Source organism: Streptomyces rishiriensis, from assembly GCF_030815485.1.
Lineage (GTDB): Bacteria > Actinomycetota > Actinomycetes > Streptomycetales > Streptomycetaceae > Streptomyces > Streptomyces rishiriensis_A.
Genome location: NZ_JAUSWV010000002.1, coordinates 5,711,940 through 5,738,300 on the forward strand (window position 1 = coordinate 5,711,940; position 26,361 = coordinate 5,738,300).

The following is a 26,361-nucleotide window of genomic DNA, read 5'->3' on the forward strand; positions in this document are numbered from 1 at the left end:
ACAGACAACGGACCGGTACGGCACGAAGGGTGGGGCGAGACGGAAGGAGCGCCTCACGGTGGAACGCACGGCCGCATCCACGAGCCCGCCTCCGCCCGGCGTCCACGCTCCGCTGGACGGCATCCCGGGCCAGCGCACCCCGCCCCGCGCCGAGCCGCCCTTCGGCGCGGCGGTCGGGGCGCCCGTCGAGTCGGCGTTTGATGCGGCGTTTGATGCGTCCGTCGAGCCGTCCGTCGAGCCGTCCGTCGAGCCGTCCGTCGAGCCGCCCGTCGAGCCGTCCGTCGAGGCGGCTCCCCGCCGCCGGTACCGGATCCCCACTCCTTTCACCCTCTCGTACGCGGCCGTCCTCGCCGTCACCTCCTGCGTCACCGCGCACGCCGGCCCCTCCCTCGTGCACGCCCTGCACCAGGGCTCCAGCACCGACGTCGCGCACCTGGTGCGGACCCCCGTGCTGGTGCTGGTGGCCAGCGCGCTCTGGGTGGCGGGCGGCTTCGCCTCCCCGTTCACGCTCGGCTTCCTTGCCGTCCTCACGCTGCTGGAGCGGCGTACAGGCGGCGTCCGGACGGCCGCCGTCTTCCTGCTCGGGCATGTCCTGGCCACCCTCGCGACCGAGGTGCCGGTGGGTCTGGCCGTGCTCGTGGGCCGGCTGCCCGAGAGTTCGCTGCACCGCCTCGACTACGGCATCAGCTTCGGTGTCGCCGCGAGTGTCGGCGCCCTGGCGGGTCTGCTCGAACCGTGGCTGCGCCTGCCGCTGCTCGCCGTCTTCGGCGGGATGCTGGTCCAGGACCTGATCGCCTTCACCGATCCCATGACGAACTGGGGACACCTGATCGCGCTGGCGATAGGCGTGGGCACCTGGCCGTGGCTCCGGCGGCCGCCGCGGACCGGGCCGCCGCTTCCCGCCCGCTGAAGGCCGCCCCGATCGAGCCCTCCACTGTCGCTCGCCGGTTCTCGCCGGTTCTCGCCGGATCTCGCCGGATCTCGCCGGTTCTCGGCGGTCCTGGGCGGCCCCCGGGTCTCACCGGCCCCACATGATTCACCGGCTCACCGGTCTCACCTGTCTTCGGCGGTCCTCGGCGGTCAGTCGTCGTACTGGACCGTGCCGTCCGTGTGCAGGGTGGGGTGGAGCTTCATGGGGCCGTACTCGTCGAGGTCCGACGGGCGGGGCGGCTCGGGGCCGTCGGGACCCAGGCGGACCATCCGCTCGACGCGGCAGATCCGGAACACGCGGTCCTCCACACTCGCCTCGTCGGCCCGGCCCGCCGCCCGGAACGCCTCCGCCGCCCGCGCGTACAGGGCCTTCTTGCGCTCGTCGAAGCGGTAGAGCATCGCCCAGACCCGGGCCATCCCCTCGTACAGCGAACGGCGCGCCTCGTGCGGGGTCGCCGCCAGGGAGCCGCACGGGGTCCAGCCGGACCCGTCACGTTCGGCCACGGAGAAGCCGACGGGCAGCCGCACCACGTCCGGGTGCGTCCGGGCGGCCCATTCGGAGTCCGCGCGCACGTCGGCGGGGAAGCGGGCGCCCGTGTACGTGAAGTCGCGCAGGCCCAGCCGGAGGGCGCCCGCCATCGGGCCCTCGTCCCGGCCGGGGTCCAGGACGTAGCCCACGTCCGGCGACGGGGCGGCGCCCGGGTCCTCCCACGACGGGCACACCGGCTCGAGGTCGGTGGGCCGGGGCGGCTCCAGGCCGTCGTCGCCGGTCCGGGCGAACTCGTCGCCGCGCACCACCCGGTAGCGCACGCCCAGGGCCTCCACCTCGTCGGCCGGGGCCCGCTCCAGCACGGCCACGGCCGCCAGCAGCTCGCGCCGGGCGGCGCGGTCGTCGGTGCCGTCCTTCGCCTTGAACCACAGGTGCGAGTTGAGTCCGTCGCGGGCCTGCTGGGGCATGCCGTCCACCACCGGCTTCAGCAGCCGCCAACCCGGGTCGGCCCTCGCCCGGTCCCGTGCGGCGACACCGAAGACGGGTCCGCGCAGCGCGATGTGCGGATAGCGCCGCGAGGCCTCGACGGCGTCCGCCTCCGTCACCCAGGCGACGGGGTCGTCACGGCGGACCAGGTCGGCGTGGAGGGCGTCGAGACGTCGCTTCCAGTCATCGGTCATACGCGCATTGTGGTCGTGGCGGCGGACGACTTCGGGGTGAATGCCACAAGTGGGCGGGGTACGGAGAGGGGGCGCGAGGGGCGCGCCCCGTCGTGCGGCGCCGAGGGGTGCGCCCTCCGGGCCCCCGGACGTCACCTCCGTGTCTCTCCCGTGAACTTCGCGCTGGTCAGCGATGACTCGACGCGCCACCCCAGGGACTCGTACAGTGCCCGCCCCTGCGGCGTCGCCCCCAGGACGCCGGTGCGGGCGCCCTGTTCGGCCGCCGCCCGGTGCAGCGTCCGCATGACGAAAGCGCCGAGTCCGCGGCGGCGGTGGCCGGGGGAGGTCTCGATCTGGTCGACGACCGCCGTCGCGCCGGTCGGGGCGATCTGCCCGCGTGCCGCCAGGGAGCCGTCCGGGGCCGCGACCATGGTGCGGGTCACGCCGCCGCGCGACCAGGTGCGGGTCCGGTAGCCGTCGGGGGCGGCGCCGGGCGGGGTGTCCGGGAGCGGGGCCGTCATCAGGAAGCCGGGCTCGGGGTCGATCCACCAGCCGGGACCCAGCCAGGGCCCGACCACCGCCGGGTCGGCGAACACCTTCAGCCAGACGCCGGCCCCGGTCACCGCGCCCGCCACTTTCCGGACGGTCGGCTCCGCCACCGCGTCGTTCGTGGCGCCGAGCACATGCCGGGTGACGTGATCGGTGCGCGTCCCCACGTCGACGGTCCAGCCCCAGGACTCGGCCACGGGTGGAGCGGCCCCCCGCGACACGACCCACCCGTCCACCCATGCCTGGACGAAACGATCCATGACAACCCCCTGGAAGCGGCCGCGTAACGGGCTCATCGCTTATTGGCCTCTTACGTCTGACCGTAAGTCCGAAGCGGCCCGCCGCAACAGCCGTGATCGCCCACAGCGAACGGGCCCTCGGGTGGGGAACATTCGAAGACTCAGGTGCATTGAGTCGGCATAGCTCAACTTGACTGCCGAAGGGGAGATCATGGCTTCGCTGTCCACCTCACTCACCCTGCCCGTGTTGCCTCTCGACGACGAGGTCGTGCTCCCCGGCATGGTGGTTCCACTGGACCTCAACGACACCGATGTGCGGGCCGCGGTGGAGGCCGCTGAGGCCGCCGCCCGTTCAACGCCCGGCAAGCCTCAGGTACTCCTGGTGCCGCGCGTCGACGGGACCTACGCGGGCACCGGTGTGCTCGGCACCGTCGAGCAGGTCGGCCGGCTGGCCGACGGCGACCCGGGCGCGCTGATCCGCGGCCGCGGCCGCGTGAAGATCGGCGCGGGCACCACCGGGCCCGGCGCGGCCCTGTGGGTCGAGGGGACGAGGGTCGACCAGGCCGTCCCCGAGCCGCTGCCCGGTCATGTCGCCGAACTCGTCAAGGAGTACAAGGCGCTCGCCACCGCCTGGCTGCGCAAGCGCGGCGCCTGGCAGGTCGTCGACCGCGTCCAGGCCATCGACGACGTCTCCACGCTCGCCGACAACTCGGGTTACTCGCCGTTCCTGACCACCGAGCAGAAGGTGGAGCTCCTGGAGACCGCCGACCCGGTGGTCCGCCTGAAGCTCGCCACCCAGCAGCTGCGCGACCACCTGGCCGAGCAGGACGTGGCCGAGACCATCGCCAAGGACGTCCAGGAGGGCGTCGACAAGCAGCAGCGCGAATTCCTGCTGCGGCGCCAGCTCGAGGCCGTGCGCAAGGAGCTGCGCGAGCTCAACGGCGAACAGGAGGGCGAGGAGTCCGACGACTACCGCGCCCGTGTCGAGGCCGCCGACCTGCCCGAGAAGGTCCGCGAGGCCGCCCTCAAGGAGGTCGACAAGCTGGAGCGGTCCAGCGACCAGTCGCCCGAGGGCTCCTGGATCCGCACCTGGCTGGACACCGTCCTCGAACTGCCGTGGAACGAGCGGACCGAGGACCGGTACGACATCCAGGGCGCCCGCTCCGTCCTCGACGCCGAGCACGCCGGCCTGGACGACGTGAAGGAGCGGATCACCGAGTACCTCGCGGTGCGCAAGCGGCGCGGTGAGCGCGGCCTGGGCGTCGTGGGCGGCCGGCGCGGCGGTGCCGTGCTGGCGCTCGTCGGCCCGCCCGGGGTCGGCAAGACCAGCCTCGGCGAGTCCGTCGCGCACGCCATGGGCCGCAAGTTCGTCCGGGTCGCCCTCGGCGGCGTCCGGGACGAGGCCGAGATCCGCGGTCACCGCCGTACGTACGTCGGCGCGCTGCCCGGCCGGATCGTGCGGGCGATCAAGGAGGCCGGGTCGCTGAACCCGGTGGTGCTCCTCGACGAGATCGACAAGGTGGGATCCGACTTCCGGGGCGACCCGGCGGCCGCCCTGCTGGAGGTCCTGGACCCGGCGCAGAACCACACGTTCCGCGACCACTACCTGGAGGTCGAGCTCGACCTGTCGGACGTGGTCTTCCTGGCCACCGCCAACGTGCTCGAAGCCATCCCGGAGGCGCTGCTCGACCGTATGGAGCTGGTCCGCCTCGACGGCTACACCGAGGACGAGAAGGTCGTCATCGCCCGCGACCACCTGCTCCCGCGCCAGCTGGAGCGGGCCGGCCTGGACAGGGACGAGGTGACCCTCGACGAGAGCGCGCTGCGCAAGCTCGCCGGCGAGTACACCCGCGAGGCGGGGGTGCGCACCCTGGAGCGGTCCATCGCGCGGCTGCTGCGCAAGGTCGCCGCCCAGCACGAACTGGGCGAGCGGAAGCTGCCGTTCACCATCCGGGACGAGGACCTGCGCGCGCTGATCGGCCGGCCGCACCACGTGCCCGAGTCCGCCCAGGACCCGGCCGAGCGCCGCACGGCCGTGCCCGGGGTCGCGACCGGCCTCGCGGTCACCGGCGCCGGCGGTGACGTGCTCTTCGTCGAGGCGTCGCTGGCCGACCCGGAGACCGGCGCGGCGGGCCTGACCCTGACCGGTCAGCTCGGTGACGTGATGAAGGAGTCGGCGCAGATCGCGCTCAGCTTCCTGCGCAGCCACGGCGCCGAACTGGAACTGCCGGTGGGCGACCTGAAGGACCGGGGCGTGCACATCCACTTCCCGGCGGGCGCGGTCCCGAAGGACGGTCCGAGCGCCGGCGTCACGATGACGACCGCCCTCGCGTCCCTGCTGTCCGGCCGCCTCGTCCGCACGGACGTGGCGATGACCGGCGAGGTCTCGCTGACCGGCCGGGTCCTGCCGATCGGCGGTGTGAAGCAGAAGCTGCTCGCCGCGCACCGGGCCGGTGTCACGACCGTCGTGATCCCCAAGCGCAACGAGCCCGACCTGGACGACGTCCCGGCGGAGGTGCTGGACAAGCTGGACGTCCACGCCGTCACGGATGTCCGCCAGGTCCTGGAACTGGCGCTCGCACCCGCCACGAACGGCGCGGCGCCGGAGGTTCCGGTCGCGGCGTGACGGACGCGACCGGAAGCGGAAGGCCCGGGTCCCTTGAGGGAGACCCGGGCCTTCCCGGTTCCGCCGCCGGCCCCGCACCGGGGTCCTGGGAAGCGCCGCCGGTCGCTGCCTGCGAAATACTGAGGAGCTGCGCCGATGGCGGCGACCGGCGAGATCAGGGGTGCTGACGTGCACGAGGACACAAACGGCGACGGACGCGACAGCGGGTCCGGCACGTCGTCGCGTGGTGTGGAGCAGGGCGACCGGGAGTTCCTGTCCCTGGAGCGGGAGCTCACGGTGCTGCTGCGCCGGGCCCGCGCCAACCAGGGGGAGATGGCCCGTGAGGTCCACCCGGACCTGGAGTCCGCCGCCTACGGGCTCCTCGTCCGGCTGGAGGAGTGCGGCCGTCAGCGCGCCACGGAACTCGCCGGCTACATCGGGGTCGGCAAGGCCACCATGTCCCGGCAGCTGCGCGCCCTGGAGCAACTCGGACTGGTCGCCCGCGAGCCGGACCCGGCGGACGGCCGCGCCTGGCTCGTCGACCTCACCGAGGAGGGGCGCACCCGGGTGAGACGGGTCCGCGAGGCCCGCCGCGAGCGGTACGTCACCCACTTCTCCGACTGGGACCCCCAAGAGGTCTCGGAGCTGGCCCGGCTGCTCCACCAGCTGAACCGGGGGATGGAGAAGTAGCCGGAGCGAGTCAGGGGGAGCACGGCGACGCCGTCACAGCTCCACGCACACCACCGTCGCGTCGTCGTGCGTCTTCGCCCGGCCCAGCAGGACCCGTCCGGCGTCGTCGTCCGCCCGCTCCAGCTCCCGCACCCGTTCCACCAGCGGCCGCGCACCCTTCTCGCGGACGAGGGTGAACAGGTCCGTCCAGTCGCCCTGGCCGAAGAGTTCCGTCCAGCGGGTCGCCCCGTCCGACAGCGCGGCCAGCGAGCGGACCTCCGCGCGCGGCACGCTCGCGGTGACCGCCCGGGCGGCCGCACCGGGGTCGGCCGCGGCCGTGAAGAAGCCGCCCTCTCTGTTACGGAGCGTGCCGTCGACGACCTCGGCGCTCCGCAGCAGGGCGCGCGGCAGCCGGGCCAGCCGGTCGTCGCGGACCGGCGTGACCGTGCCGTCCGGGGCGGCCAGCAGCAGCGTCGCGTCGCACAGGACCAGGTACTCGACGGTCAGCGGCGACCAACGCGCGAGGACCACGGTGGCCTGAGGGGTGCGTGGGTGAGAAAGGTCACAGGTGTCCGCATGGGCCCCGGCGGTACGCGCGATGGCGCGGGCGAGCGCCTCGGCCAACGGAACATCCGGGAGGGAAACGGTCAGTTCGGTCAGGGCGCCGCCGAGCCGCGCGGTGAACCACGGGACCGAGTGCAGACAGCCGGCGCCGCCCGGCGGCGGCGTCACCCCGTCCAGCAGGACGAGCGAACCGCCCTGTCCGGAGGCGGGAAGTCCGATACTCGCGAAGTCCTCGTTGGGGCGGGCCCGATCGCCGGCCTCCGACACAAGTTCCGTACGCATCCGGTCAGTCTGCACGACCCCTTCACAGCGTTCGCAAAAGGCTGGCACCCTTCCCGGAATTGACGTAGCTCCGCAGGTCAGACGCCTGATTTGGGTAGGATTGAAGCACTCCGGGAAGACGTGGCGGCGAATACTGTCAAAGCCCGCCGCCCACGTCCAACCGGCCTGCCGCGCGCGGGCGCTGCGCACACCGGAGAAACTTGCCCGCCAACTCCCCTCCGATGTTCACTCCTTCGGGTGGCGGGGCAAGCGATGCGGGGCCCCTGCCCACCGGCACTGGGAGGGTCGGGAACCGTACCGGACGTACGCACCAGTTGACGGAGCGTCACATCCGGCCCATGGCACACGAGTCAGGAATGCGAGCACCGGTGCAGAAGACGCGGCCTCGGCGTACAGGCAGGCAGACGGCCTCCGAGGGGGGCGCGGAGCGCACCCCCGTCGGCAAGGGCCGTCCGACCCATGTGCGCAACCGGCTGATCGTCGCGGTGGCCGTCGTGGCCGCCGCCGTAGCCGGGGCGGGCGCCCCCTCGATCCTCGCCGCCTCCGGGCAGCTGAAGGACTCCCAGGACCTGGTCACCCTGGCCGAACAGACCCAGGACGCCCTCGCCCTCGCCCAGTCCCTGGCGGACGAGCGCGACGAGGTCACCACCTACGTGGCGGCCGGCCGGGTGAAGTCCAAGGCGCCCTCCACCCAGGGCAGCGCCCGGGTGGACCGCCAGGCGCGCGAGCTGACCACCGGGACGGAGGTCTCCGAGGCGCTGCGCGAGGCCCTCGGCTCCGTGCCGTCCGTGCGCCAGTCCGCCCTCACCGGCAAGAGCACGGCGCTCCAGGCGCACGAGGCGTACTCCGGCGCCATCGCCGCGCTCCATGTGCTCGTCGACCGGCTGGCCGAGGAGATGCCGCCCCGCGCGGGCTCCGGCGCCTACGCCCTCGCCGAACTCGACACCGTCGTCCAGCAGGCCTCCGCGACCCGGGGACTGCTGCTCGCGGCACTGAACGTGCCGACGGGTACGGAGACCGCGTACGACCCCGTCACCGGGCGGTCGGTCACCGAGAAGGTCTCCTCGGACGCCGACACCAAGCAGCGCAACGCGCTCACCGCCGCAGCGCAGCAGGCCCGGCTGCGCTCCGACGCGGCCCTCGCGGACTTCCGGGAGGGCGCGCCGCAGGAGGCGGTGGCCGCGTACGACTCCACGGTCACCGGCGGAGACGTCGACACGGCCGAGGCCTACCTCGCCTCCCTCACCGACCAGCCGAAGCTGAGCGACGGCGAACTCGACACCAGCGTCAAGAAGCTCGACGCCGCGCTCTCCGCCCGGGTCGACCTGATGCGCGGGGCCGAGTCCTCGCTGTACGGCCATCGCGTCGAGGACCTCTCCCGGCTGCGCGACGACGACGTCACCGACCTGGAGCTGCGCGTCACCCTCCTCGGGGCCCTGATGCTGCTGGCGGTCGTGGTCGCGACGGGCATGGCACGCAGCCTCACCCGCCCGCTGTCCGTCCTGCGCCGGGGGTCGGCGCGACTGGCGGAGGCCGAGCACCCGGCGGCGGAGGAACCGGTCCGGTTCACCGGCCGCAACGACGAGTTCGCCCAGGTCGTCCGCTCCGTCAACGCCCTGCACGAGCACGCCGTGGCGCTCCACGAGCGCGTCGGCACCCTGGAGTCCGACCGCAAACACCTCGTCGGTCAGCGTCAGCGGATGGCCGACGCCCGCGAGGAACTGCGCACCGAACTCGCCGACTCCGCCGCTCAGCTCGCCGGGCTGCGGGACAGCATCGGCGGCACCTTCGTCAACCTCGCCCTGCGCACCCTCGGCCTCGTCGAACGGCAACTGGCCGTCATCGAGGGGCTGGAGGAGCGCGAGCAGGACCCCGACCGGCTGGCCACGCTCTTCAAGCTCGACCACTTCGCCACCGTCATGCGCCGCCACAGCGAGAACCTGCTGGTGCTGGCCGGCACGGAACACGTCCAGCAGCACGCGGGACCGATCCCGCTGGTGGACGTCGTCCGCGCGGCGGTCAGTGAGATCGAGCGGTACGAGCGGGTGCGCATCTCCGCGCTTCCGCCGCACGCGCACGTGGCCGGATTCGCCGCGGACGACCTCTCCCACCTGCTGGCCGAACTCATGGAGAACGCCACCTCGTTCTCCCCGCCCGACCTGCCCGTCGAGGTCTCCGGCTGGCTCCTGGAGAACGGCGAGGTCATGCTCTCCGTCCAGGACGAGGGCATCGGCATGGCCGAGGACCGGATGAGCCGCCTCAACGCCCGCCTCGCCGAGTTCGACCCCGAGACGCCGTACGACCAGGAGGGCGAGGAGGGTCTCGGCCTCGGCCTGTTCGTGGTGGCCAGGCTCGCCCACCGACACGGGGCGCGGGTGCGGCTGCGCGAGCAGAAGCAGGGCGGGGTGGCGGCGGTCGTCGTCCTGCCGGCCACGCTCCTCGCCGCGGCCCCGGCCGCCGCGATCCCGATGACGAACCCGGCGGCCACGCCCCAGTCCTTCTCGCTGCCGGGGGCGACCGCGGAGGCCAACTCCAACGTCCTGCCGGGCCGTACGAAGCCCGCGGACCCGCTGGTCGCGCTGGCGGAGAAGGCGGTACGGCAGACGGAGGCCCCGGCAGGAACGCCCGCGCCGGCTCCGGAGCACCTCCCGGCCGAGACACCGGCCGAGACGACGATGGAACTGCTGCTGCCGAACCCGCAGGGCGAGGAAGCAGGAGAAGCGGCGGCCACCGACGGGGCGGGGGAGCGGAGCGCCACCGACCTCCTCGCCCCCGACCCTGCCGCACCCGACGGCGGGCACACCCCACCGGTCCCACCCGCACCCGGCGGCGAACCCGCCGATGGTGAACTCATCGACGGCGGACCCGCCGACGGCGAACCCGCCGCGGGCGAGGCCGAGGCGGAGCACGCCCGCACACCGGACGCCCCGGAAGAGCTCGTCACGGACAAGGGCCTCCCGAAGCGCACCCCCAAGATCACCGCACCCAGCCAAGCCCCGCGCCAGCGGACCGGTTCCGTCGACGCGGACGCCCTCCGCCGCCGTCTGGGCGGTTTCCGCCGGGGGGCGGAGGCCGGCTACCGCGACGTGGAAGCCGAAATCGCCGAACGGACGGGCCAGAACCAGGTCCCGTCCACCGGAGCAACTCGAAAAACAACTCAAGAAGCACGCGCACACGCCGAAGAAAGCACGGGGGGCACAGTCGAGGAGGCAAGCAGTTGACCGCGCCCAGTACCTTCGGACTGAGCAGTGAAGCCCGAAACCTGCACTGGCTGTTGACCAACCTCGTGGAGGAGGTGCCCGGCATCCAGTCCGTCGCCGTCGTCTCCTCGGACGGCCTGCTCCTGCTGTCCTCGGACCCGGGCCGCAACCTCGAGGCCCGCGAGGCCCGCGAGGCGAAACCCTCCGGCCCGCGTGGCTCCTCCGCCGATCTCGCCACCATCGTCTCCGGCATCGGCAGCCTCACCATCGGCGCCGCCAAGCTGATGGCCTTCGGCGGGGTCAGGCACACCATGGTCGCCATGGACGAGGGCAGCCTCTTCGTCATGTCGATCAGCGACGGTTCGCTCCTCGGAGTGCACGGCTCCGCCGACTGCGACATGAGCGTGGTGGCCTATCACATGGCCCTCTTCGTCGGTCGTGCCGGACACGTCCTGACCCCCGAACTGCGCAGTGAGCTACGGCAGTCACTGGAGTCCGAGGAACCGGGGGGCCTGCGATGAGCGCCGTTCCGAAGCAGCCCCAGCGCGGCCGGCAGCAGCTGCCCGTGCGGGGCGGCGACCGCAAGCCGGCCCGGGTGCGCCCGTACTCGCTCACCGGTGGCCGTACCCGCTTCGGGCACGTCCTGCTGGTGGAGACCTTCGTGGCGGCCCTCGAAGCCCCCGAGGAACGCAAGGAACTGACCTTCGGGGGAGGATCCCTCAAGCCCACGGTCATGCCGGAACTGCGGGCCATCGTCGAACTGTGCCGCCGTATGCGCACGGTGGCCGAGATCGCCGCGCTGCTGAAGATGCCGCTCGGCGTGGTCCGGGTGCTCCTCAGTGACCTCGCGGACCAGGGAAAGATCCGTGTGTACGGCACCGGTACCGCTCACGGTACGGGCCGTCCCGACCGCGCTCTGCTGGAAAGGGTGCTGAGTGGACTCCGTCGTCTCTGACGCCGCTCGTGGCGTCTCCCCCCTCGTCGAGGCCGAGCCCGACGAGCCCCTGCAGCCCTGGCAGACGGACCGCACCCGTGCCCCCATCGCCACGAAGATCGTGGTGGCGGGCGGTTTCGGCGTCGGCAAGACGACCCTCGTGGGCACCGTCTCGGAGATCGAGCCCCTCCAGACGGAGGCGCTGATGACCGAGGCCAGCGAGGAGACCGACGACCTCACCGGGACCCCGGAGAAGGTCACCACCACGGTCGCCATGGACTACGGCCGGCTCACCCTCGACGACGACCTGGTGCTCTACCTGTTCGGTACGCCGGGCCAGCAGCGGTTCTGGTTCATGTGGGACGACCTGGTGCGTGGCGCGATCGGCGCGGTCGTACTGGCCGACACCCGCCGCCTGAAGGACTGCTTCCCGGCGCTGGACTACTTCGAGAGCTGCGGGCTGCCGTACGTCGTCGCCGTCAACCACTTCGACGGCAGCGCGGTGTTCGAGCCGGCCGACGTGCGGGAGGCGCTGACGATCCCCGCGCACATACCTGTCATGATCATGGATGCGCGGCGCCGGATCTCGGTGATCGAGACCCTCCTGGCCCTGGTGGGCCACGCGCTCGACGAAACCCCCGAGTAAGGCCCTTCAAGGAGAGTTCCCCGCATGCGGAAGATACTCGTCGTCGGAGCCGGCCAGTCCGGTCTCCAGCTCGCCCTCGGCCTCCAGTCGCACGGGTACGAGGTCACCCTGATGTCGAACCGGACGGCGGACGAGATCCGCTCCGGCCGGGTCATGTCGACGCAGTGCATGTTCCACACCGCCCTCCAGCACGAGCGCGACCTCCAGCTGAACTTCTGGGAGCAGCAGGCCCCGAAGATCGGCGGGCTCGGCGTCTCGGTGGCGGCCCCCGGTTCGCACGACCCGGGCCCGACACAGCGCGCGATCGACTGGCTGGGCAGGCTCGACGGGTACGCGCAGTCCGTCGACCAGCGGGTGAAGATGGCCGGCTGGATGGAGACGTTCGCCCAGCGCGGCGGCCAGCTGGTGATCCACGGCGCGGCGGTCTCCGACCTCGACTACTTCTCCCGCGCCTACGACCTGGTCCTGGTCTCCGCGGGCAAGGGCGAACTCGTCCAGATGTTCGGTCGCGACCCGGAGCGCTCCCCCTACAGCGAGCCGCAGCGCGCCCTCGCCGTCGCCTACGTGCACGGACTGGGCCCGCGCCCGGAGCACCCGGACCTGGACGCCGTCCGCTGCAACCTGGTCCCCGGCGTCGGCGAACTGTTCGTCATGCCGACGCTCACCACGTCCGGCCGCGCGGACATCCTGTTCTGGGAGGGCATACCCGGCGGCCCGCTGGACGTCTTCAACGGCGTCAAGGACCCGGCGGAGCACCTCTCCCTGACCCTGGGGCTCATGGAGAAGTTCACGCCCTGGGAGTACGCGCGGGCCACCAAGGTCGAACTGACCGACGCGGGAGGCACCCTGGCGGGCCGCTACGCGCCCACCGTCCGCAACCCCGTCGGCCGCCTCCCCGGCGGCGGCCTGGTGCTCGGCGTCGCCGACGTCGTCGTCGCCAACGACCCGATCACCGGTCAGGGCTCCAACTCGGCGTCCAAGTGCGCGGCCGCCTACCTCTCCTCGATCCTCGAGCGCGGCGAGAAGGAGTTCGACGAGGAGTGGATGCGCGCCACCTTCGACCGGTACTGGGACACCGCCCGGCACGTCACCAAGTGGACCAACGCCATGCTGGCCCCGCCGCCGGAGCACATCGTCAATCTGCTGGGCGCGGCCGGCCAGCTGCCCCCCGTGGCTGATCGTTTCGCCAACGCCTTCAACGACCCGGCCGACTTCGAGAACTTCTTCTACGAGCCGGAGAAGACGGGGGCCTATCTGGCCTCGGTGACTGGAGCCTGACAGTCTCCTGACCAGCACCTTGACGGCCGTCGTTGGTCGTTGTTGGTCGTTGCGGGCCGCCCTCGGACGGCCCACAGACGGCCCGGCGTCACCAATCAAACACGAGATCAGAGCCCCCGGACACTGTGTCCGGGGGCTCTTTGCTTTGAGCCGGCCAGGTGGGTAGTGGTGTGGTCGAGGTGAGTAACTCGCTTGGCAGGTTTGTCTGGGCTGGTCAGGGGGTGATCCGGATGCGTTCGCCGGGGTTCATTCCCGTACAAACGCTGTGTCGGCCCGGGGCAGGCTGAACGGCCCTGGACGGCCGCTTACGGCAATGAACGAGACGGAAACTGAGACGGACGCGGTGTACTCAGGGAAGCCGAGTACAGCATCCGGTACGTCGGGGTCGGCGACTATGTCAACGCTCATCCACGTGAACCACGACCCGTTCCACTGGCCTTAGTTCGCGTGGGCGGGCTGCGTACAGGCTCGCAAGGATGCGGAACCGCGAGACGGTATACGGCCGTTCGGCTGCCGCGATACGAAGTGCAGTTCTGAGCATGCTGTCATAGCCGGACCGTAGGCTTCAGCCATGGAAAAGGGAGCCATCTCGCGAGACGACGTTCTACAGACCATGCAGGAGTACGACGAGCTGGGGGGACCGGCGTTCCTCAGCCTGTACGGCTTCAAAGAGGCCAGGAAGTTCCTCATCCTGCACGATGGCAAGGAGTACGATTCCAAGGCCATCGCGGCCGTAGCTCACAAGCACCAGCACGGCAGGCCCCTCACCTGGAAAGAGCTAAGTGGAGGTGTAGGCCACGCTGTTGACTGGCTCAAGCGCGAAGGGTTCAGGATCGGTGTATCGCGCAGCCCGAAGTGGACGCGCGACGAACTGATCCTCGCTTGTGACGTCGTCGCGCGGAACGACTGGCACGGCTTGTCTGCCTCTGACCCGCGCATCGGGGAGCTGTCCGAACTCCTTCAACTTCTGGGCGCCTATCCTCCGGAGGAGCGCGCAGCTGAGTACCGCAACTGCAACGGTGCCGCCTTCAAGACGCTCAACATTGCCAGCTTCCACCCCGACTACCAGGGCACCCCGACGAACGGCGGGCAGCTGGACCGTGAGGTGTTGCACGAGTTTCTTGAGCGCCCGGCGGAGATGGCGCGGGCCGCGGCACTGCTGCGCGAGGGGTTGCGCTCCGGGACTCTTCAGCCCGTGCTGCCCGAGAATGACGACACCGATGACGATGAGGTCAGCGCACCGGAGGGGCGTGTGCTGTACCGCCGCCACCGCACACGCGAACGGAACAAGGCGCTCCGTGCGAAGAAGATCGCTGCTGTCCTCAAAAAGGGCGGCATCCTGGCCTGCGAAGTGTGTGACTTCGACTTCAGCGCGGTCTACGGCGAGCGCGGGCAGGGCTACATCGAGTGCCATCACGTGGTGCCGCTCCATGAGGCAGGGGAAGGCACGACAAAGCTGGCAGACCTCGCCCTGATCTGCTCGAACTGCCACCGCATGATTCACCGCTGCGCGCCGTGGCCCACGCCGGCAGAACTGCGTGCGTTGGTGCAGGAGCATGCCCGGGTTATGCCAGCGGCGGTGCCGAGGCCGCGGCTGGAGGCGGCCGACACGCGCCCCCTTACCGCCTGAGCGATGTCCAGCATGCGTTCCTTCCCCCGGCGGACGGGGTCCGGCCGCGAACAGACGGACTAACGCCAGAGTGCCGGACCACGCCGGCACTCTGGGCTGGTGGAACTCGCTAGGGGGCGCCCCCCAACACGCTTTCCAACTGTGCGTAGGGCCGTACGGGGGCGTTCGCAGGGGTTCGTGGGGCAGGTCAGAGGGGTGTGCGTACGGTGGTGAACTGTGGCGTCCGTCGGCGCACTGGACAAAGACCAGGACAATGATCGGTGCTGAACGGGACGGCCCGCCAGAGGACTAAAGAACCTTGCCGCGTGCAATGACAATCTGTTCGGCCGCAAAACGCATTAGAGGAATCTCGCGAGCAAGCTCTTCATCGTGGGCGAACGGTGCATATTTTGGCAACTCGCCTTCCTTGGCGTGCACCAGGGCATTCCTGACCTTGTAAATTCTCTTTGCGATTGCGTCTCGCACTCCCTCTTCGTCATGCATTCGAATATTTACTTTGCTCGCGCCGGCAAAGGGGACATCGTTATTGGCATAGTAGTCGATCAGGCTGGAGTCGTAGGCGTCTAGATCGGCTACTAGGCGAGGAATGTTAACGAATCGATTGAGTGCCAGTTGTAGCGCTCTCTGCTCGTTCACTCCGCCCTCATCCTTGACTTGACGCTGTACTTTGGTGACGATTCGGATGATGGACTGGATATCCTTGTTTCGGCGTGCAGAGAAAGATGGATCGATGATTCCCGATCGAACCTGGTTCACCAAATCTTCGTTGAATACTTTCTCAAAAAAGTGCTCGGCGATGTGATAGTAGGATAGATATTCCAGTAGCGGGATTTCTGCGGCTACGCCCATGAGGTAGTGGTGCACCAAGTCTGCATCGTAGGTTTGCCTAGGGCCGTCAAACGAACCGTTTTGATTCCTCCGCACGCGTTGGATGGACTGAGTTCGAAACATTGGCTCTAGGCCGATGCGGGCTGCCGCATCCGTATTGTAGGCGGCATGGAATAGGAACGAGTTGGCAAGAGTCTCGAAGTCTGAATGGCTTTTGGCGGCAGTGATTCGCAATGTGGTAGCGCGCAGGCCCTCGGCAACCACGTCAAACAGTGAGGCCGTCTCTGCGGTTGAACGGTTTGCCGAGATTCGGTCAATGCCTAGTGCTGCCGCCCGGCGCATGATTGCTCTTTGCCTCACGGATGCCGCAGGTGTCGCGGAAACAGAATTTTGGGTAGCAGCGCACAGTAGATAGGCGGCAAATTCTCGGGAGGGTCTGCCGACCTTGAAAGTTACGGGATTTTCACCCTGCCCTGGGAATGTTGTATCGTCGAAAATTCTGTCAAATGCACTAAATGGGCTAAGTGAGACTAGAGAAAATTCCGCTTCACTTTCCCACTGAAAAGAGCTCTCGGTCTTTGATTTCGCCTGATTGAGGCGAGTGATCATTCCGGCGATTTCTGTACTGTCTGCGCCATTGATTGATTTTCCGTCGGATAGTCGGATGGGGTCTCGGAGGATGAAGTCGCCGCCTACGTTTCCGGGAGCGGCAAGGAATACTCGCCTGAGCCCGCCCAGAATGGATCTTTCGTCGACTTTTGGGTGTGCGTTCATGTCCGTCCTTTATGCCTGGAGAAGTATCGTCATGCAGGCGCTCTTCCGAATTCCCTGTAGAAGCATTCTGGCTGGCGAAAGCGCGGCGTGCAGCAGGTTAGGGAAAGTCGAACGCGGTGCGTATGATGGTGGGTTGCTCTGGGCGTATCGACTGCGTGAGAGTACGCCCGTGGGATCCTTGGTAGTGAGCGACGGAGCAACGCGAGAGGAGTCGAAGTGCCGGAGGCCAGTCCGCGCGGGACCTACCTGGTCATTGCGGAGATGCTGCGCAACGAGATTCAGGCGGAGCAAGGCAGCGACACTCTGCCGTCAGAGGCCGACCTGATGGACTCGCACAGCGTCTCCCGGAACACGATCCGACGTGCGCTCAAGGTTCTTGAAGCTGACGGGGTTGTCGAGTCTGCTCCCGGCATTGGGTGGCGCGTGGTCCGGGGAGGCGATCGGCGGTCTCTCGCGGAGCGCATGACGGACGTGGTCAAAGAGGACTCACTCTCAGTGGGAGACGTGTACCCGTCCGAAGCGAAGCTGTGTGAGCGGTTCGGCGCTTCCCGGACCGCCGTGCGTCGTGTTCTGGCGCAGATGGAGGGAAACGGTCTGCTTGCCACTGTGCATGGCAAGGGTCGCACCGTGCGCGCTCTCCCGACTCCCGCCACCCGGCCGTAGTCTTGGCCGTCATGGGACTGACTGAGTGGGCGTACACGCTCTCTGAATCGCTGCTTTCCGATCCGCTCCCGCGCCGGTGGGCACACTCACTTGGGGTCGCCAAGCGTGCTCGCTCCCTGAGTCCGATCCTGGGACGCGATGCGGAGTTGCTGGAAGCCGCCGCCGTGCTGCATGACATCGGCTACTCACCGGCCATCGCCACCACGGGCTTCCACCCCTTGGACGGCGCACGGTTCCTCAGAGATCAGGAAGGCGCGGACGAACGGGTTGTTCGTCTTGTGGCGCATCACTCCTGTGCCTTGTTGGAAGCGGAGGAACGGGGACTTCGACCGGAGCTGGAGGGCGAGTTCGCCCTAGAGCGCCCTGACCTGGTCGACGCCTTGCTCTACTGCGACATGACGACGACGCCGGACGGGACACAGACGACGCCGGCTGAGCGGCTGGATGAGATCGTGCAGCGATACGGCCCGGACACGATCGTCGGCCGCTTCATTCAACGAGCGGCCCCCGAGATCCATGCAGCGTCGAAGCGTGTCGGGGGACGGATGGCGGAAGCCTCCGTTGGTGGTCAGCCGATGTAGGGCTCTCGCCGCGCGTCATCGAGACCGTGCCGGATACGCAGCATCATCGAAGGGTGGATGTCCAGCCCGTCAAGGTCCGCCGGATCAATCCAGCGGACCTCTTTCGATTCGCTGCTTGTGCGCAGGGTCCCGCCGACTGGATGGGCCCGGAAGCAGATGGAGAACTGCTGCCGGACCTCGCCGTCGTCGTACGCCAACACGTGTTGAGGGTCGGTGTAGAGCCCGGCGATGTTGTCGACCTCAACGTCGATACCGGTCTCTTCCAGGACCTCACGAACGACCGTGTCTGCGATGCGCTCGCCGATGTCATGGCCACCGCCCGGCAGTGCCCACAGATCGTTGTCCGTCTTGTGGATGAGCAGCAAACGCCCCGCGTCGTCTCGGACGACCGCAGTGACCGAAGGCACCACCGAGTTGGCCTGAGGGGCGTTCGGGTCGCGGAAGTAGTCGATGCGGCTCATCAGGCAATGCCTTCCCAATCGGCAGGCGATGAGATCGGGCGGGCCGATTCCCATACCTTCTCAACGCTCTCAGCGTAGGCGTCGAAGAGTTCCCCGCCGGGTACGCGTCGCAGGTGCAACACGGGTGCCATGTAGGCGCCGACGCCGTAGAGGTGCCCGTTCGCCAGCATCTCGTCATCGGCCCGGTAGATCGAGTTGTAGAGGGTTGTGCTGTGCAGCCGGAACTCCACCCCGGGGAGACCGAAGAGCGGGCCGTAGTTGATGAGGGCGTTCCGGATCTTGCCTGCCATCGCCGCGCCGATCCCTTCGTCCTCGCCGCGTACCGCCACGGCCGGCGACATGGGCGCACCCAGCATGAAGCGGATCGGCACTCCGTCGGCTGACTTCTCCTTCACGATCCGGTGGAACGTTGCGTCTTCCGTGAGCCAGAACCCGGAGTACACCAGCAGGTCAAACTGACGGGTCGCCCTGGAGTAGAGGTTCGTCCAGAGGGTTTGCATCACAACGGACCGGTGTGGATAGAGCCTGACCAACTCGGCGTGGCCGGCGGCTGCGACCTCGGCTGACGTGCGTTCGTCCGGCCACAGGTACGACACTTCACACTTCAACAGCGATGCCGTTGCGAACTGGAAGCGTCGATAGGGCTTGCGCTCAGGGTCGTTGATCCACCGTTCGACCGTCTTGGACGCGACCCCGAGTCGTTCGGCGACTTCATCGAGCGTCAGGCCCAAGTCCACTATCGCGCCGCGCAGCCGTTCGTTCGCCACGCCCAACCTCCGTCTTGTTGAGACGACTTGGTACGACTTCACGCTAACCAAGAACGACTCAGGTCGTACAGCCGCGAAGTCGAGTGTCGGCGTCGTCGACGCCAGGCTGTAGGTACATCGAGCACGAGGGGCTCGCCGAAGTCCAAACAACCGAAGGGCTTGACGGAGCGAACACCTCTCTGCAAGATGAGGAACACGTAATACATGTTCCTCTTGTTCGGGTCGCCTCAGCGGCTCGCACGAGCGCATGACAAGGGGCCCGGGACAGAACGGGCCGAGGGACCCGGACCCCTGGTCAACCGGAGGGCTCAGACCGAAAGGTCACGTCTCCATACGCCTAAAACGGGAGCCCGTGTTCCCGAAGGAGACAGCGCAGGACCTCGCACTACCGCCCCGCTGCTTCGCAGCGGTGGCGCGTTTCCGGCGCGGCGGCACTCCCGGACAGGACAGCCCGCCGCGCATGGTCTCCCATCCCGACGTAGTCAGGAGTTCTTCCATGACCGAGCGCATCATCCCCGTGGACGTCGTCGGCCCGATCGCCCTGGATCTGACGATGAACACCGGCAGTATCCGCGTCGTCGTCGACCCCGCGCTGAAGCAGGCGCGCATGGTGCTGACGACGGAGGCCGTCTCCGGCCCGTCGGCCGACGCGATCCGCGACACCACCGTCAGCATCATCGGGCAGAACCTCAGGGTCCGTGTCCCGGACGTTGCCGGCGGCGTGGGCGGCAGCACCACCATCCGCGTGGGCGGCAACACCATGACGTTCTCCGGCGGCAACGGCGTGCAGATCATCAACGGCAACGTCCACATCACCGGCCACGGCGGCGGCAAGGTGTTCGTCAACGGCCGCGAGGTCACCGCCACCGGCCCGGCCGGGGACGCGGTGACGCCGATCAGCGCCGTCGTCCACCTGCCCGCGCGGTCGGTGGCCGCGATCAGCACGCACAGTGCGAACACCGTCGTCACGGGCACGCTGGCGCGGCTGGAGTACGACGGCACCTCCGGAGTGCTGACCGCTGAGCGGGTCGGCGACCTGGAAGCCGTGGTCACCAGCGGCAGCGTCATCGTCGGCGAGGTGAGCGGCCCGCTGAACATCAACCTCACGTCCGGCAGCGTCAACGTCGGCGCCTACAGCGGCCACGACGCCCGGCTGAACCTCACCTCCGGCAGCGTTCGCATGGCCGCGACCGCGCAGGCCACGGGCCGTCTGTCCGTGAACGCCACCTCCGGCAGCGTCCGCGTCACCGGCGCCGGACACCTGAACGTCCGCCGCCGGGTGACCAGCGGCCACGTGCAGATCAGCTAGCACCCGCCCCCGCCGACCTGCGACAGGAGCAGTCGTGTCCGACTTCGATGTTGAGATCGTTTCGTTCGGCTACCTGCACGGACAGCCGCCCGCCGCACACCTGACCATCGACCTGCGCCACCACTTCCGCGACCCTCACGTGTCGCCGGAATTGCGCTACATGACCGCCCATGACACTTCGGTGCGCGTCGCGGTGATGAACACCCCGGGCATCCCGGAGCTGGTCACGGCGACCGCGCGAGCGGTCAGCGCGTTCCGCTCCGGTCCCAGCGCCGGACCGGTCGTCGTCGCCGACGGATGCGCCGGTGGTCGCCACCGCGCCCCGACCTTCGCTGATCACCTCGCCGTGCACCTGCGGGCGAACGGCCTGACGGTACGGGTGCAACACCGCGACCTCGCCAAGCCCGTCGTCGAGCGCTAGACGCCTTCGGCCCCCGTACAAACACCACCTCGCGGGGCGGTCGCACTCCCGGACAGGACAGCCGACCGCCCCGCGCCCTTCCCGACGTTCCAAGGAGAGACCCACCATGCGTATGCGCACTTTCGTCGCCGGTCAGGAAGCGCACGGCGACCTGGAGTTTGCGGAACTGGCGCTCGGTATCGACGTCGACCTGTTCCGGGGCCCGCTGGAGTTCGAGACGGACGGCGAGCGGGGCGCCCGCGAGGACGCGGCCCGTGACGTCCTCGCCGACCTGCGGGCGGAGGCGGAGGCCGGTGACGAGATCGCCGGTTGGGACGCCCTGTACGCCGACGCGCTGACCCGGACGGTGCCGTTCCTGCGCGCCGCTCGCGGCCACCGCAACGAGGCGGGGGAAGCGGCATGAGCGAGCCCCGCAAGCCCCTGACAAGGGTTCAGATCGGTGTCCTGACGGCGGCGTTCGTGCCCATGCTCGCCACGGGTGTGGTCGGAGGTATCGGCACGTACAGCAATATCGGGCACGCCTACGGCACGGGTACCGCGCTCGGTGCGCTCGGTGCCGGTGAGGGCGCCACGGCCGTGCTCGCCCTGGTTCTGCTGGGGCTGACCATGCTGGGTCAGTCCTCGCCGCGTGTCGTGCGGGCCGGTCTGTGGGCGTTGCCGGCCGCCGCCGCCGTCATGGGCGCCATGGCCGCGCCGGACCCCGGACGGACCGTGGTCTACGCGCTGACCCCGATGGGCATGTCCGTCTCGGCTGAGGGCATGGCGTTCCTCGCCCGCCGGATCGTCGTCCACACCGACGGCCGCGACGCGGAGAACGAGCGGCGCACGGCCGACATCGTTCAGGCCCTCGCTTACCACCGGGCGCGTGCCGCACACCACCCGGTCGACCGGGTACGGAAGCGGTCGGATCGGGCGTCGTGGCGTCTGGCCCGCAAGGTCGGTGTCGGGGACGCTGCGCTCGGATCGAGGCTGCTGGACGTCCAGCGCCACCGGATCACGGACGGTGCGGATGCGGCCCTCGCCTCGATGTTCGGCACCGCAGTCCCGATCCCTGCCGCAGTCACGAATGCGGAGGAATCGATAGAAAGTAGTCGAGAACGGTCTACCTCTGACCTGCCGGTATCGGCCCCCGCCACGGTCGTTCTGACGCGGCTTCCGGTGCCCGCCCCGGTGCCGGTGAACCTCGGCAAGTCGGGCGTCGGTATCAAGCCGATGCCCGCCGTCGCCCCGATCGTGAAGCCGGTCCCGATCGCCCCGGCGCCCGCCCGTTCGGTCCCGGCCGCGTCGACCGGGCCGCGCCGGGCGACCGGCCGTGTCCCGGTCGCTGCGAAATCGACCCGCACCCGCCGCACCCCCGACCAGCTCATGGCGGAAGCGCGGAAGGCGACGGCCGGCCTCCCGGATGCTCAGGTCACCGGGGAGGGCATCCGCCGGGCCCTGCGCACCTCGCCCGCGAACGCACGCAGGCTGCGTGACGCCCTGCTCGCCGAACGTTCCACCTCGGCGGTGACGCCGTGAGCACCCTCGCCGCGCTCTTACCGGCCGTGCCGGCCGTCATCGGGTGGGCGGTACACGCCCGGTGGCTGTACGGACGGCTGACCACGGCCCGCCGTGACCCGCTCACCGGCCTGTGGACGCGGGACGCGTTCACCCGGCGGGCCCGCCGCCTGCTGCGCGACCCGCGCGCCGTGGTCGTGCTGGCGGACGTCGACCACTTCAAGCAGATCAATGACACCCACGGCCACGCGGCCGGTGACGTGCTGCTCGCCACGGTCGCCGCCCGCCTCGCCCACGGCACCACCCCCGGCGGTGTCGTGGGACGGCTCGGTGGGGACGAATTCGCCGCCGTCGTCGTCGACCGCGACGGCACGGCCCCCGACCGGTTGCACACCCTCGCCCGCGTCCTCGCCCGGCCGGTCGACAGTGCCCCCGACGTGCACACCACGGTGTCGCTGGGGTGGGTGCGGGCCGCCGATCACCCGGGCGAGGATCTGTCAGCGTTGCTGCGCCGGGCTGACGAGGCTATGTACGCGGCCAAGCGGTCCGGCCGGTCCGGTCCCCGCCGGGCCCGCCTGGGGCGGCTGTTGGGGTCGGTGGCCGGTCGCCGTCCCGGACGGCGCGGCGCGGCATGAGCACGCTGCCGGTCTTCCGGTGGCGCCTCGCCCCGGACGGATACGCGACCCGTCGGCAATTGCGGGCCCGCGATCTTCGGCCCGGCGGTCAGGACGTGGCCGCTCAGCTCGAACGTCCCCGGCGGCGGGGCCGTCCGCCCCTGATCGCCTACCTGTACCGCGTTGACCTCGCCAAACCGGTCCGGCCGATGACGGCGGGCCGGTGGCGGGCCCACGCCGCGATGATGCGCGCCCGCCGCTCCTGCCCCGTGTGCCGCCGGGATGCCGGATACGTCATCCCGCCCACGCTCGGCATGTGCGTGCCGTGCGCGTTCCCCGAGGAACAGAGCGTCGCCTGAACACCCGATCGAACCCGGGTCCGGCCGCCCGACCTTCCACAGCAAGCCGGCCGGACCCTTCGACTCCCGAAGGAGTACGTACATCGTGACCGAGACCACCACTTTCACGCCCGCCGGGGACCCGGAGGGCACCGAGCGGCCGGCGGCCGACGTGCTGCCGTTCCCACTGAAGAAGACGACCGCTCCCGCCGCGCTCGGTGAGGGCGAGGCCAAGCCGGGGGAGTGGAACGCCGAACTCCCCGACGTCGACGACCCGGAGGCCGAGGGCCTGACCGAGGGCGCCCCGGTCGACCCGCCGCGCGAGGTCTACCCGCCTTCGGTCGCGGAATGGATGGAGGCCAAGGACAAGGCCCGTATGCCGGTGCTGCCGGACTGGGTGAAGCTCCCTGACCAGCGCACGGCGGTCCGCAAGTGGGCCGTCCGGCACTACTCCGCTGTGGTCGGCTATCACGCGGTCCGGCTGCCGCTGGTCTACACGCCGAAGATCTGCATGTACTCGCCGCGCGGCGCGTGGCGGTGGTCGTCGACGATCGGCCGGTGGGTGTTCGACGCGGAGGGCAAGGGCCTGCGGCTCGCCTCCGTGGCCAACGAGGACGCGGCGGAGTACCTGAAGCTGTCGCGGCAGCGCAACGACCGCGTCCGGCTGCGGGGGATCGTGGCGACGGTCGCCGGTTTCGTCGGCCTGGCCGCCGCGCTGACCCTGTACGTCATGGCGCCGTCGTGGCTGCTCGCGCTGGCCGTGGCGACGCTGACCACCACCCTCGGTGTGGTCGGGGCGCCGGCGGACCGGCCGCTCATCGACATGGCCAAGGTGACGTTCCGCAAGCGGCGGCTGTCCTCGGACATCGTCATCCGCGCACACGAGGCGGCGGGGCTGACCACCAAGGATCAGACGATCGCCTTCCCCAGGCCGATCGGCCGGGACGGGGACGGCTGGCGCGTGATCGTGGATCTGCCGTACGGCAAGACGTTCGAGGACGCGATGAAGGCTCACGCCCGTCTCGCCTCCGGTATGGACATCGCCCCCACTCAGCTCTTCCTCGACAAGGACGAGACGAGCGGGCGGCGGGTGTCGTACTGGATCGCCGACCGTGACCCGCTCGCCGTGCCGTCGGGCAAGTCGCCGCTGCTGGGGGCGACGCGGGTGGACTTCTGGAAGCCGTTCCCGTGGGGTGTCGACGAGCGCGGCAACCCGGTCATGGCCACCATGCTGTGGCTGTCGCTGCTGGTCGGCGCCGTGCCGCGTCAGGGCAAGACGTTCTCTGCCCGCACGATCGCGCTCGCCGCCGCGCTGGACCCGTACGTGCGCCTGTACGTGTTCGATGGCAAGGCGTCGCCGGACTGGCGCAAGTTCGCGTTGGTCGCGCACCGCATCGGCTTCGGCATCGTCCCGAAGAACGGGGTCGACCCGGTGGGGCATCTGCTGGCCGCGCTGCGGGAGTTGAAGGCGGATGTGGAGGACCGCTACCACCGGCTCTCGGAACTGCCGCTGCACGTCTGCCCCGAGGGCAAGCTCACCCCGGAGATCAGCCGGGACAAGAAGCTGAACATGCCCCTGACCCTGTTCGTGGTGGATGAGGTGCAGGAGTACCTGACCCACCCCGAGCACGGCAAGGAGATCCTGTCCCTGATGGTCTACCTCGCCCGGGTCGCCCCCGCGGTGGGTGTCTCGGTGATGACGGCGACGCAGAAGCCGGACGACAAGGCGTGCCCGTCGGAGCTGCGTGACCAGCATCAGGCCCGGTTCGCCCTGCGGGTCGGCGCCTACCAGGTGTCGGACACCATCCTCGGTGCCGGGTCGTACTCGGAGGGACTGGACGCGTCCAAGCTGCTGAAGTCCCACAAGGGCGTCGGTCTGCTCAAGGGCATGTCCGACGACTCCGGGATCGTGCGCACCTACCTCGCCGACGGCCGCGACGCCGAACGCGTCCTGACCAGGGCCGCCGCCCTGCGCGAGGCGGAGGGGACCCTGTCGGGTGACGCGGTCGGCGAGGTCCCGGCGGCGGAGACGTCCGCGACGATCCTTGACGACGTCGCGGCCGTCCTCGGCAAGGGCGAGACCAAGGTGTGGTCCGAAACGGTCGTTGACCGCCTCGCCGACCTGCGCCCCGACGTCTACGGCCCGTGGGCGGAGCTGGAGGCCAAGCCCAAGGCGGAAGCGCTCACGGCAGCACTCAAGCCGCACGGCATCGGCACGGTGCAGATCAGCCGGCGCATCGACGGCGAACAGGTCAACAAGCGCGGCATCAAGCGCGACGACATCGCCGCCGTGATTACACAGCGCAACCAGAAGCGGGACGCCGGATAGGTCCCGCAGCGTGCTACCGGTAGCGGCAGACGTCGCTACCGGTAGCAACCCTGCTAGCGACCCAAACCGCTCCTGATCAGGTCGCTAGCGCGTAGCGGCCGACCTGCGGAAACCCCCTCCAACCCCTCTGAGAGGCCCCTGATGAGCCTTGCAGTGCTCGCTACCGCATTCCTGCTGATCGTCACCCTCGGTTACGTCTTCAAGTGCTGGCTGAGCCCGTTCGGGGACTGCCGCAAGTGCGACGGCATGGGCCACGACTTCAAGACCGACCGCAAGGGCAAGACCCGGCGCGGCCGTGACTGCCGCCGCTGCGACGCCACCGGCAAGCGCATACGCGTCGGCCGCTGGATCTACAACCGCGCCGCGCGCACCTACCGCGCCGGCACCCGCTGACCCCGCCCGGAGGCCCCGTGGACATCACCATCTCGCTCGTTCTGCTGCTCGCCGTCGGCGTCGCGCTGCTGCTGCGCTTCAAGGCCGTCGGCGCCGGTGCGGCCGTCGTCATCGCGCTCTTCGGCTTCTACCTCGCCGGCACCGACGCGAGCGACACCGTCAACCAGCTCGTCACCGCCGTCACCGGCGCCCTCGCCGACGCCGGCCGCTAGAAGGGAGACCAGCACCATGAACGAACCCACCGTGTACGGCCGCACGACCGGACACGAGACGGCGGCCGTGGAAGTCCACATCCCCACCCCGATCGTCCCCGCCCACGCCGGCCCACTCGTGCCCATGCAGCCGGGCGCCATCCCGGCCGTGGCGAGCGTGATCCTCCCCGACGGCCGCGTCGTCACCGGCTACGCCATCGAGCACGCACAGCCCGCCCCGCTCGCGGCCAAGCCGGCCGTCTCCCGCGCGGCGGTGAACGTCGCCCTCGGAGGCGTCGGGTTTCTCGCCGTCTGCGGCGGACTGCTCATACTCACCACCTTCATCGCAGCCCTGACCGCCCTGGTCACCCAGCTCGTCATCCTCGCCGCCGTCGTCTTCGGCGGGTGGATCGCCGTGCAGGTGTTCAGCGCGAGCGGCCACCGGGGCGGAACGACGGTCAACATCCGCAAGGCCGTCATCAAGCGGAACAGGTTCTACGGCTGACATAGGGAGAACAAC

27 protein-coding genes are annotated in these 26,361 nt (G+C 69.8%); 21 read left to right on the plus strand and 6 right to left on the minus strand.

What is annotated here, in order from left to right:
* Nucleotides 1-58 precede the first annotated feature (58 nt).
* Nucleotides 59-910, plus strand: a complete 852-nt coding sequence (locus QF030_RS28020) for a rhomboid-like protein (RefSeq protein ID WP_307165370.1) — start codon at nucleotides 59-61, stop codon at nucleotides 908-910.
* Between the two features lie 170 nt (nucleotides 911-1,080).
* Here the strand turns inward: QF030_RS28020 and QF030_RS28025 are convergent, their stop codons facing one another.
* Both QF030_RS28025 and QF030_RS28030 read right to left on the minus strand, forming a co-directional pair.
* Nucleotides 1,081-2,100, minus strand: a complete 1,020-nt coding sequence (locus QF030_RS28025) for a DUF5954 family protein (protein WP_307165371.1) — start codon at nucleotides 2,098-2,100, stop codon at nucleotides 1,081-1,083.
* A gap of 131 nt (nucleotides 2,101-2,231) precedes the next feature.
* Nucleotides 2,232-2,888, minus strand: a complete 657-nt coding sequence (locus QF030_RS28030; protein ID WP_307165372.1) for a GNAT family N-acetyltransferase — start codon at nucleotides 2,886-2,888, stop codon at nucleotides 2,232-2,234.
* A gap of 190 nt (nucleotides 2,889-3,078) precedes the next feature.
* On the opposite strand from QF030_RS28030, the gene lon reads away from it, so the two are divergent.
* Together lon and QF030_RS28040 are read left to right on the plus strand one after the other, a co-directional pair.
* Entirely contained in the window at nucleotides 3,079-5,493 is a 2,415-nt protein-coding gene (lon, locus tag QF030_RS28035; protein ID WP_307165373.1) for an endopeptidase La, read from the plus strand.
* 168 nt (nucleotides 5,494-5,661) lie between these two features.
* Nucleotides 5,662-6,162 carry a MarR family winged helix-turn-helix transcriptional regulator gene (locus QF030_RS28040; RefSeq protein ID WP_307167717.1) on the plus strand — a complete coding sequence of 167 codons (501 nt, stop codon included), beginning with the start codon at nucleotides 5,662-5,664 and terminating at the stop codon, nucleotides 6,160-6,162.
* A gap of 33 nt (nucleotides 6,163-6,195) precedes the next feature.
* On the opposite strand, the gene QF030_RS28045 is transcribed toward QF030_RS28040, so the two are convergent.
* Nucleotides 6,196-6,987, minus strand: a complete 792-nt coding sequence (locus tag QF030_RS28045) for a hypothetical protein (protein WP_307165374.1) — start codon at nucleotides 6,985-6,987, stop codon at nucleotides 6,196-6,198.
* 368 nt (nucleotides 6,988-7,355) lie between these two features.
* Here QF030_RS28045 and QF030_RS28050 point away from each other — a divergent pair, with 368 nt between their 5' ends.
* From QF030_RS28050 to QF030_RS28075, 6 genes are all read left to right on the plus strand, one after another.
* On the plus strand, nucleotides 7,356-10,208 hold the full coding sequence (locus QF030_RS28050; protein WP_307165375.1) for a sensor histidine kinase: 2,853 nt from the start codon (nucleotides 7,356-7,358) through the stop codon (nucleotides 10,206-10,208).
* Nucleotides 10,205-10,708, plus strand: a complete 504-nt coding sequence (locus tag QF030_RS28055; RefSeq protein WP_307165376.1) for a roadblock/LC7 domain-containing protein — start codon at nucleotides 10,205-10,207, stop codon at nucleotides 10,706-10,708. Before QF030_RS28050 ends, QF030_RS28055 begins: the two co-directional genes overlap by 4 nt.
* Entirely contained in the window at nucleotides 10,705-11,142 is a 438-nt protein-coding gene (locus tag QF030_RS28060; RefSeq protein ID WP_307165377.1) for a DUF742 domain-containing protein, read from the plus strand. The genes QF030_RS28055 and QF030_RS28060 overlap by 4 nt, the downstream gene beginning before the upstream one ends.
* Nucleotides 11,123-11,767, plus strand: a complete 645-nt coding sequence (locus tag QF030_RS28065; RefSeq protein WP_307165378.1) for a GTP-binding protein — start codon at nucleotides 11,123-11,125, stop codon at nucleotides 11,765-11,767. Before QF030_RS28060 ends, QF030_RS28065 begins: the two co-directional genes overlap by 20 nt.
* Before the next feature lie 24 nt (nucleotides 11,768-11,791).
* The gene (locus QF030_RS28070; protein WP_307165379.1) at nucleotides 11,792-13,045 is read left to right on the plus strand and encodes a styrene monooxygenase/indole monooxygenase family protein; all 1,254 of its coding nucleotides are present in this window, start codon (nucleotides 11,792-11,794) and stop codon (nucleotides 13,043-13,045) included.
* Nucleotides 13,046-13,616: 571 nt separating this feature from the next.
* Entirely contained in the window at nucleotides 13,617-14,675 is a 1,059-nt protein-coding gene (locus QF030_RS28075; RefSeq protein ID WP_307165380.1) for an HNH endonuclease, read from the plus strand.
* 288 nt (nucleotides 14,676-14,963) lie between these two features.
* On the opposite strand, the gene QF030_RS28080 is transcribed toward QF030_RS28075, so the two are convergent.
* Nucleotides 14,964-16,277 carry a hypothetical protein gene (locus QF030_RS28080; protein ID WP_307165381.1) on the minus strand — a complete coding sequence of 438 codons (1,314 nt, stop codon included), beginning with the start codon at nucleotides 16,275-16,277 and terminating at the stop codon, nucleotides 14,964-14,966.
* Nucleotides 16,278-16,493: 216 nt separating this feature from the next.
* Between QF030_RS28080 and QF030_RS28085 the strand changes: the two genes are divergently transcribed.
* Both QF030_RS28085 and QF030_RS28090 read left to right on the plus strand, forming a co-directional pair.
* The gene (locus QF030_RS28085; RefSeq protein ID WP_307165382.1) at nucleotides 16,494-16,940 is read left to right on the plus strand and encodes a GntR family transcriptional regulator; all 447 of its coding nucleotides are present in this window, start codon (nucleotides 16,494-16,496) and stop codon (nucleotides 16,938-16,940) included.
* A gap of 11 nt (nucleotides 16,941-16,951) precedes the next feature.
* Nucleotides 16,952-17,521 carry an HD domain-containing protein gene (locus QF030_RS28090; protein ID WP_307165383.1) on the plus strand — a complete coding sequence of 190 codons (570 nt, stop codon included), beginning with the start codon at nucleotides 16,952-16,954 and terminating at the stop codon, nucleotides 17,519-17,521.
* On the opposite strand, the gene QF030_RS28095 is transcribed toward QF030_RS28090, so the two are convergent.
* Both QF030_RS28095 and QF030_RS28100 read right to left on the minus strand, forming a co-directional pair.
* A complete protein-coding gene (locus tag QF030_RS28095; RefSeq protein WP_307165384.1) occupies nucleotides 17,509-17,982 on the minus strand; it encodes an NUDIX domain-containing protein in 474 nt (157 codons plus the stop codon). The genes QF030_RS28090 and QF030_RS28095 overlap by 13 nt on opposite strands.
* Nucleotides 17,982-18,749, minus strand: coding sequence for a helix-turn-helix domain-containing protein (locus QF030_RS28100; RefSeq protein WP_307165385.1), 768 nt, complete (start codon nucleotides 18,747-18,749; stop codon nucleotides 17,982-17,984). Before QF030_RS28100 ends, QF030_RS28095 begins: the two co-directional genes overlap by 1 nt.
* A 496-nt stretch (nucleotides 18,750-19,245) precedes the next feature.
* Here QF030_RS28100 and QF030_RS28105 point away from each other — a divergent pair, with 496 nt between their 5' ends.
* From QF030_RS28105 to QF030_RS28150, 10 genes are all read left to right on the plus strand, one after another.
* Complete coding sequence (locus QF030_RS28105; protein ID WP_307165386.1) at nucleotides 19,246-20,058, plus strand: DUF4097 family beta strand repeat-containing protein; 813 nt, start codon at nucleotides 19,246-19,248, stop codon at nucleotides 20,056-20,058.
* Nucleotides 20,059-20,092: 34 nt separating this feature from the next.
* Nucleotides 20,093-20,479, plus strand: coding sequence for a RapZ C-terminal domain-containing protein (locus QF030_RS28110; RefSeq protein ID WP_307165387.1), 387 nt, complete (start codon nucleotides 20,093-20,095; stop codon nucleotides 20,477-20,479).
* Nucleotides 20,480-20,591: 112 nt separating this feature from the next.
* Nucleotides 20,592-20,882, plus strand: a complete 291-nt coding sequence (locus QF030_RS28115; protein WP_307167718.1) for a hypothetical protein — start codon at nucleotides 20,592-20,594, stop codon at nucleotides 20,880-20,882.
* A complete protein-coding gene (locus tag QF030_RS28120; protein ID WP_307165388.1) occupies nucleotides 20,879-21,997 on the plus strand; it encodes a conjugal transfer protein in 1,119 nt (372 codons plus the stop codon). Before QF030_RS28115 ends, QF030_RS28120 begins: the two co-directional genes overlap by 4 nt.
* Nucleotides 21,994-22,611: a GGDEF domain-containing protein gene (locus QF030_RS28125; RefSeq protein ID WP_307165389.1), complete on the plus strand. Its 618-nt coding sequence runs from the start codon at nucleotides 21,994-21,996 to the stop codon at nucleotides 22,609-22,611. Before QF030_RS28120 ends, QF030_RS28125 begins: the two co-directional genes overlap by 4 nt.
* Nucleotides 22,608-22,949, plus strand: a complete 342-nt coding sequence (locus QF030_RS28130; protein ID WP_307165390.1) for an RRQRL motif-containing zinc-binding protein — start codon at nucleotides 22,608-22,610, stop codon at nucleotides 22,947-22,949. The genes QF030_RS28125 and QF030_RS28130 overlap by 4 nt, the downstream gene beginning before the upstream one ends.
* Nucleotides 22,950-23,034: 85 nt before the next feature.
* The gene (locus QF030_RS28135) at nucleotides 23,035-25,257 is read left to right on the plus strand and encodes a cell division protein FtsK (RefSeq protein ID WP_307165391.1); all 2,223 of its coding nucleotides are present in this window, start codon (nucleotides 23,035-23,037) and stop codon (nucleotides 25,255-25,257) included.
* Between the two features lie 141 nt (nucleotides 25,258-25,398).
* Nucleotides 25,399-25,650: a hypothetical protein gene (locus QF030_RS28140; RefSeq protein ID WP_307165392.1), complete on the plus strand. Its 252-nt coding sequence runs from the start codon at nucleotides 25,399-25,401 to the stop codon at nucleotides 25,648-25,650.
* A gap of 17 nt (nucleotides 25,651-25,667) precedes the next feature.
* Entirely contained in the window at nucleotides 25,668-25,862 is a 195-nt protein-coding gene (locus tag QF030_RS28145; protein WP_307165393.1) for a hypothetical protein, read from the plus strand.
* A 16-nt stretch (nucleotides 25,863-25,878) separates the two neighbouring features.
* Complete coding sequence (locus QF030_RS28150) at nucleotides 25,879-26,346, plus strand: hypothetical protein (protein WP_307165394.1); 468 nt, start codon at nucleotides 25,879-25,881, stop codon at nucleotides 26,344-26,346.
* Nucleotides 26,347-26,361 lie beyond the last annotated feature (15 nt).

Coding starts and splice junctions, on each gene's coding strand:
- QF030_RS28025 (WP_307165371.1), bottom strand. CDS start 2,100: ATGACCGATGACTGGAAGCGACGTCTCGACGCCCTCCACGCCGACCTG.
- QF030_RS28140 (WP_307165392.1), top strand. CDS start 25,399: ATGAGCCTTGCAGTGCTCGCTACCGCATTCCTGCTGATCGTCACCCTC.
- QF030_RS28045 (WP_307165374.1), bottom strand. CDS start 6,987: ATGCGTACGGAACTTGTGTCGGAGGCCGGCGATCGGGCCCGCCCCAAC.
- QF030_RS28060 (WP_307165377.1), top strand. CDS start 10,705: ATGAGCGCCGTTCCGAAGCAGCCCCAGCGCGGCCGGCAGCAGCTGCCC.
- QF030_RS28105 (WP_307165386.1), top strand. CDS start 19,246: ATGACCGAGCGCATCATCCCCGTGGACGTCGTCGGCCCGATCGCCCTG.
- QF030_RS28070 (WP_307165379.1), top strand. CDS start 11,792: ATGCGGAAGATACTCGTCGTCGGAGCCGGCCAGTCCGGTCTCCAGCTC.
- QF030_RS28075 (WP_307165380.1), top strand. CDS start 13,617: ATGGAAAAGGGAGCCATCTCGCGAGACGACGTTCTACAGACCATGCAG.
- QF030_RS28120 (WP_307165388.1), top strand. CDS start 20,879: ATGAGCGAGCCCCGCAAGCCCCTGACAAGGGTTCAGATCGGTGTCCTG.
- QF030_RS28090 (WP_307165383.1), top strand. CDS start 16,952: ATGGGACTGACTGAGTGGGCGTACACGCTCTCTGAATCGCTGCTTTCC.
- QF030_RS28115 (WP_307167718.1), top strand. CDS start 20,592: ATGCGCACTTTCGTCGCCGGTCAGGAAGCGCACGGCGACCTGGAGTTT.
- QF030_RS28095 (WP_307165384.1), bottom strand. CDS start 17,982: ATGAGCCGCATCGACTACTTCCGCGACCCGAACGCCCCTCAGGCCAAC.
- QF030_RS28130 (WP_307165390.1), top strand. CDS start 22,608: ATGAGCACGCTGCCGGTCTTCCGGTGGCGCCTCGCCCCGGACGGATAC.
- QF030_RS28030 (WP_307165372.1), bottom strand. CDS start 2,888: ATGGATCGTTTCGTCCAGGCATGGGTGGACGGGTGGGTCGTGTCGCGG.
- lon (WP_307165373.1), top strand. CDS start 3,079: ATGGCTTCGCTGTCCACCTCACTCACCCTGCCCGTGTTGCCTCTCGAC.
- QF030_RS28080 (WP_307165381.1), bottom strand. CDS start 16,277: ATGAACGCACACCCAAAAGTCGACGAAAGATCCATTCTGGGCGGGCTC.
- QF030_RS28150 (WP_307165394.1), top strand. CDS start 25,879: ATGAACGAACCCACCGTGTACGGCCGCACGACCGGACACGAGACGGCG.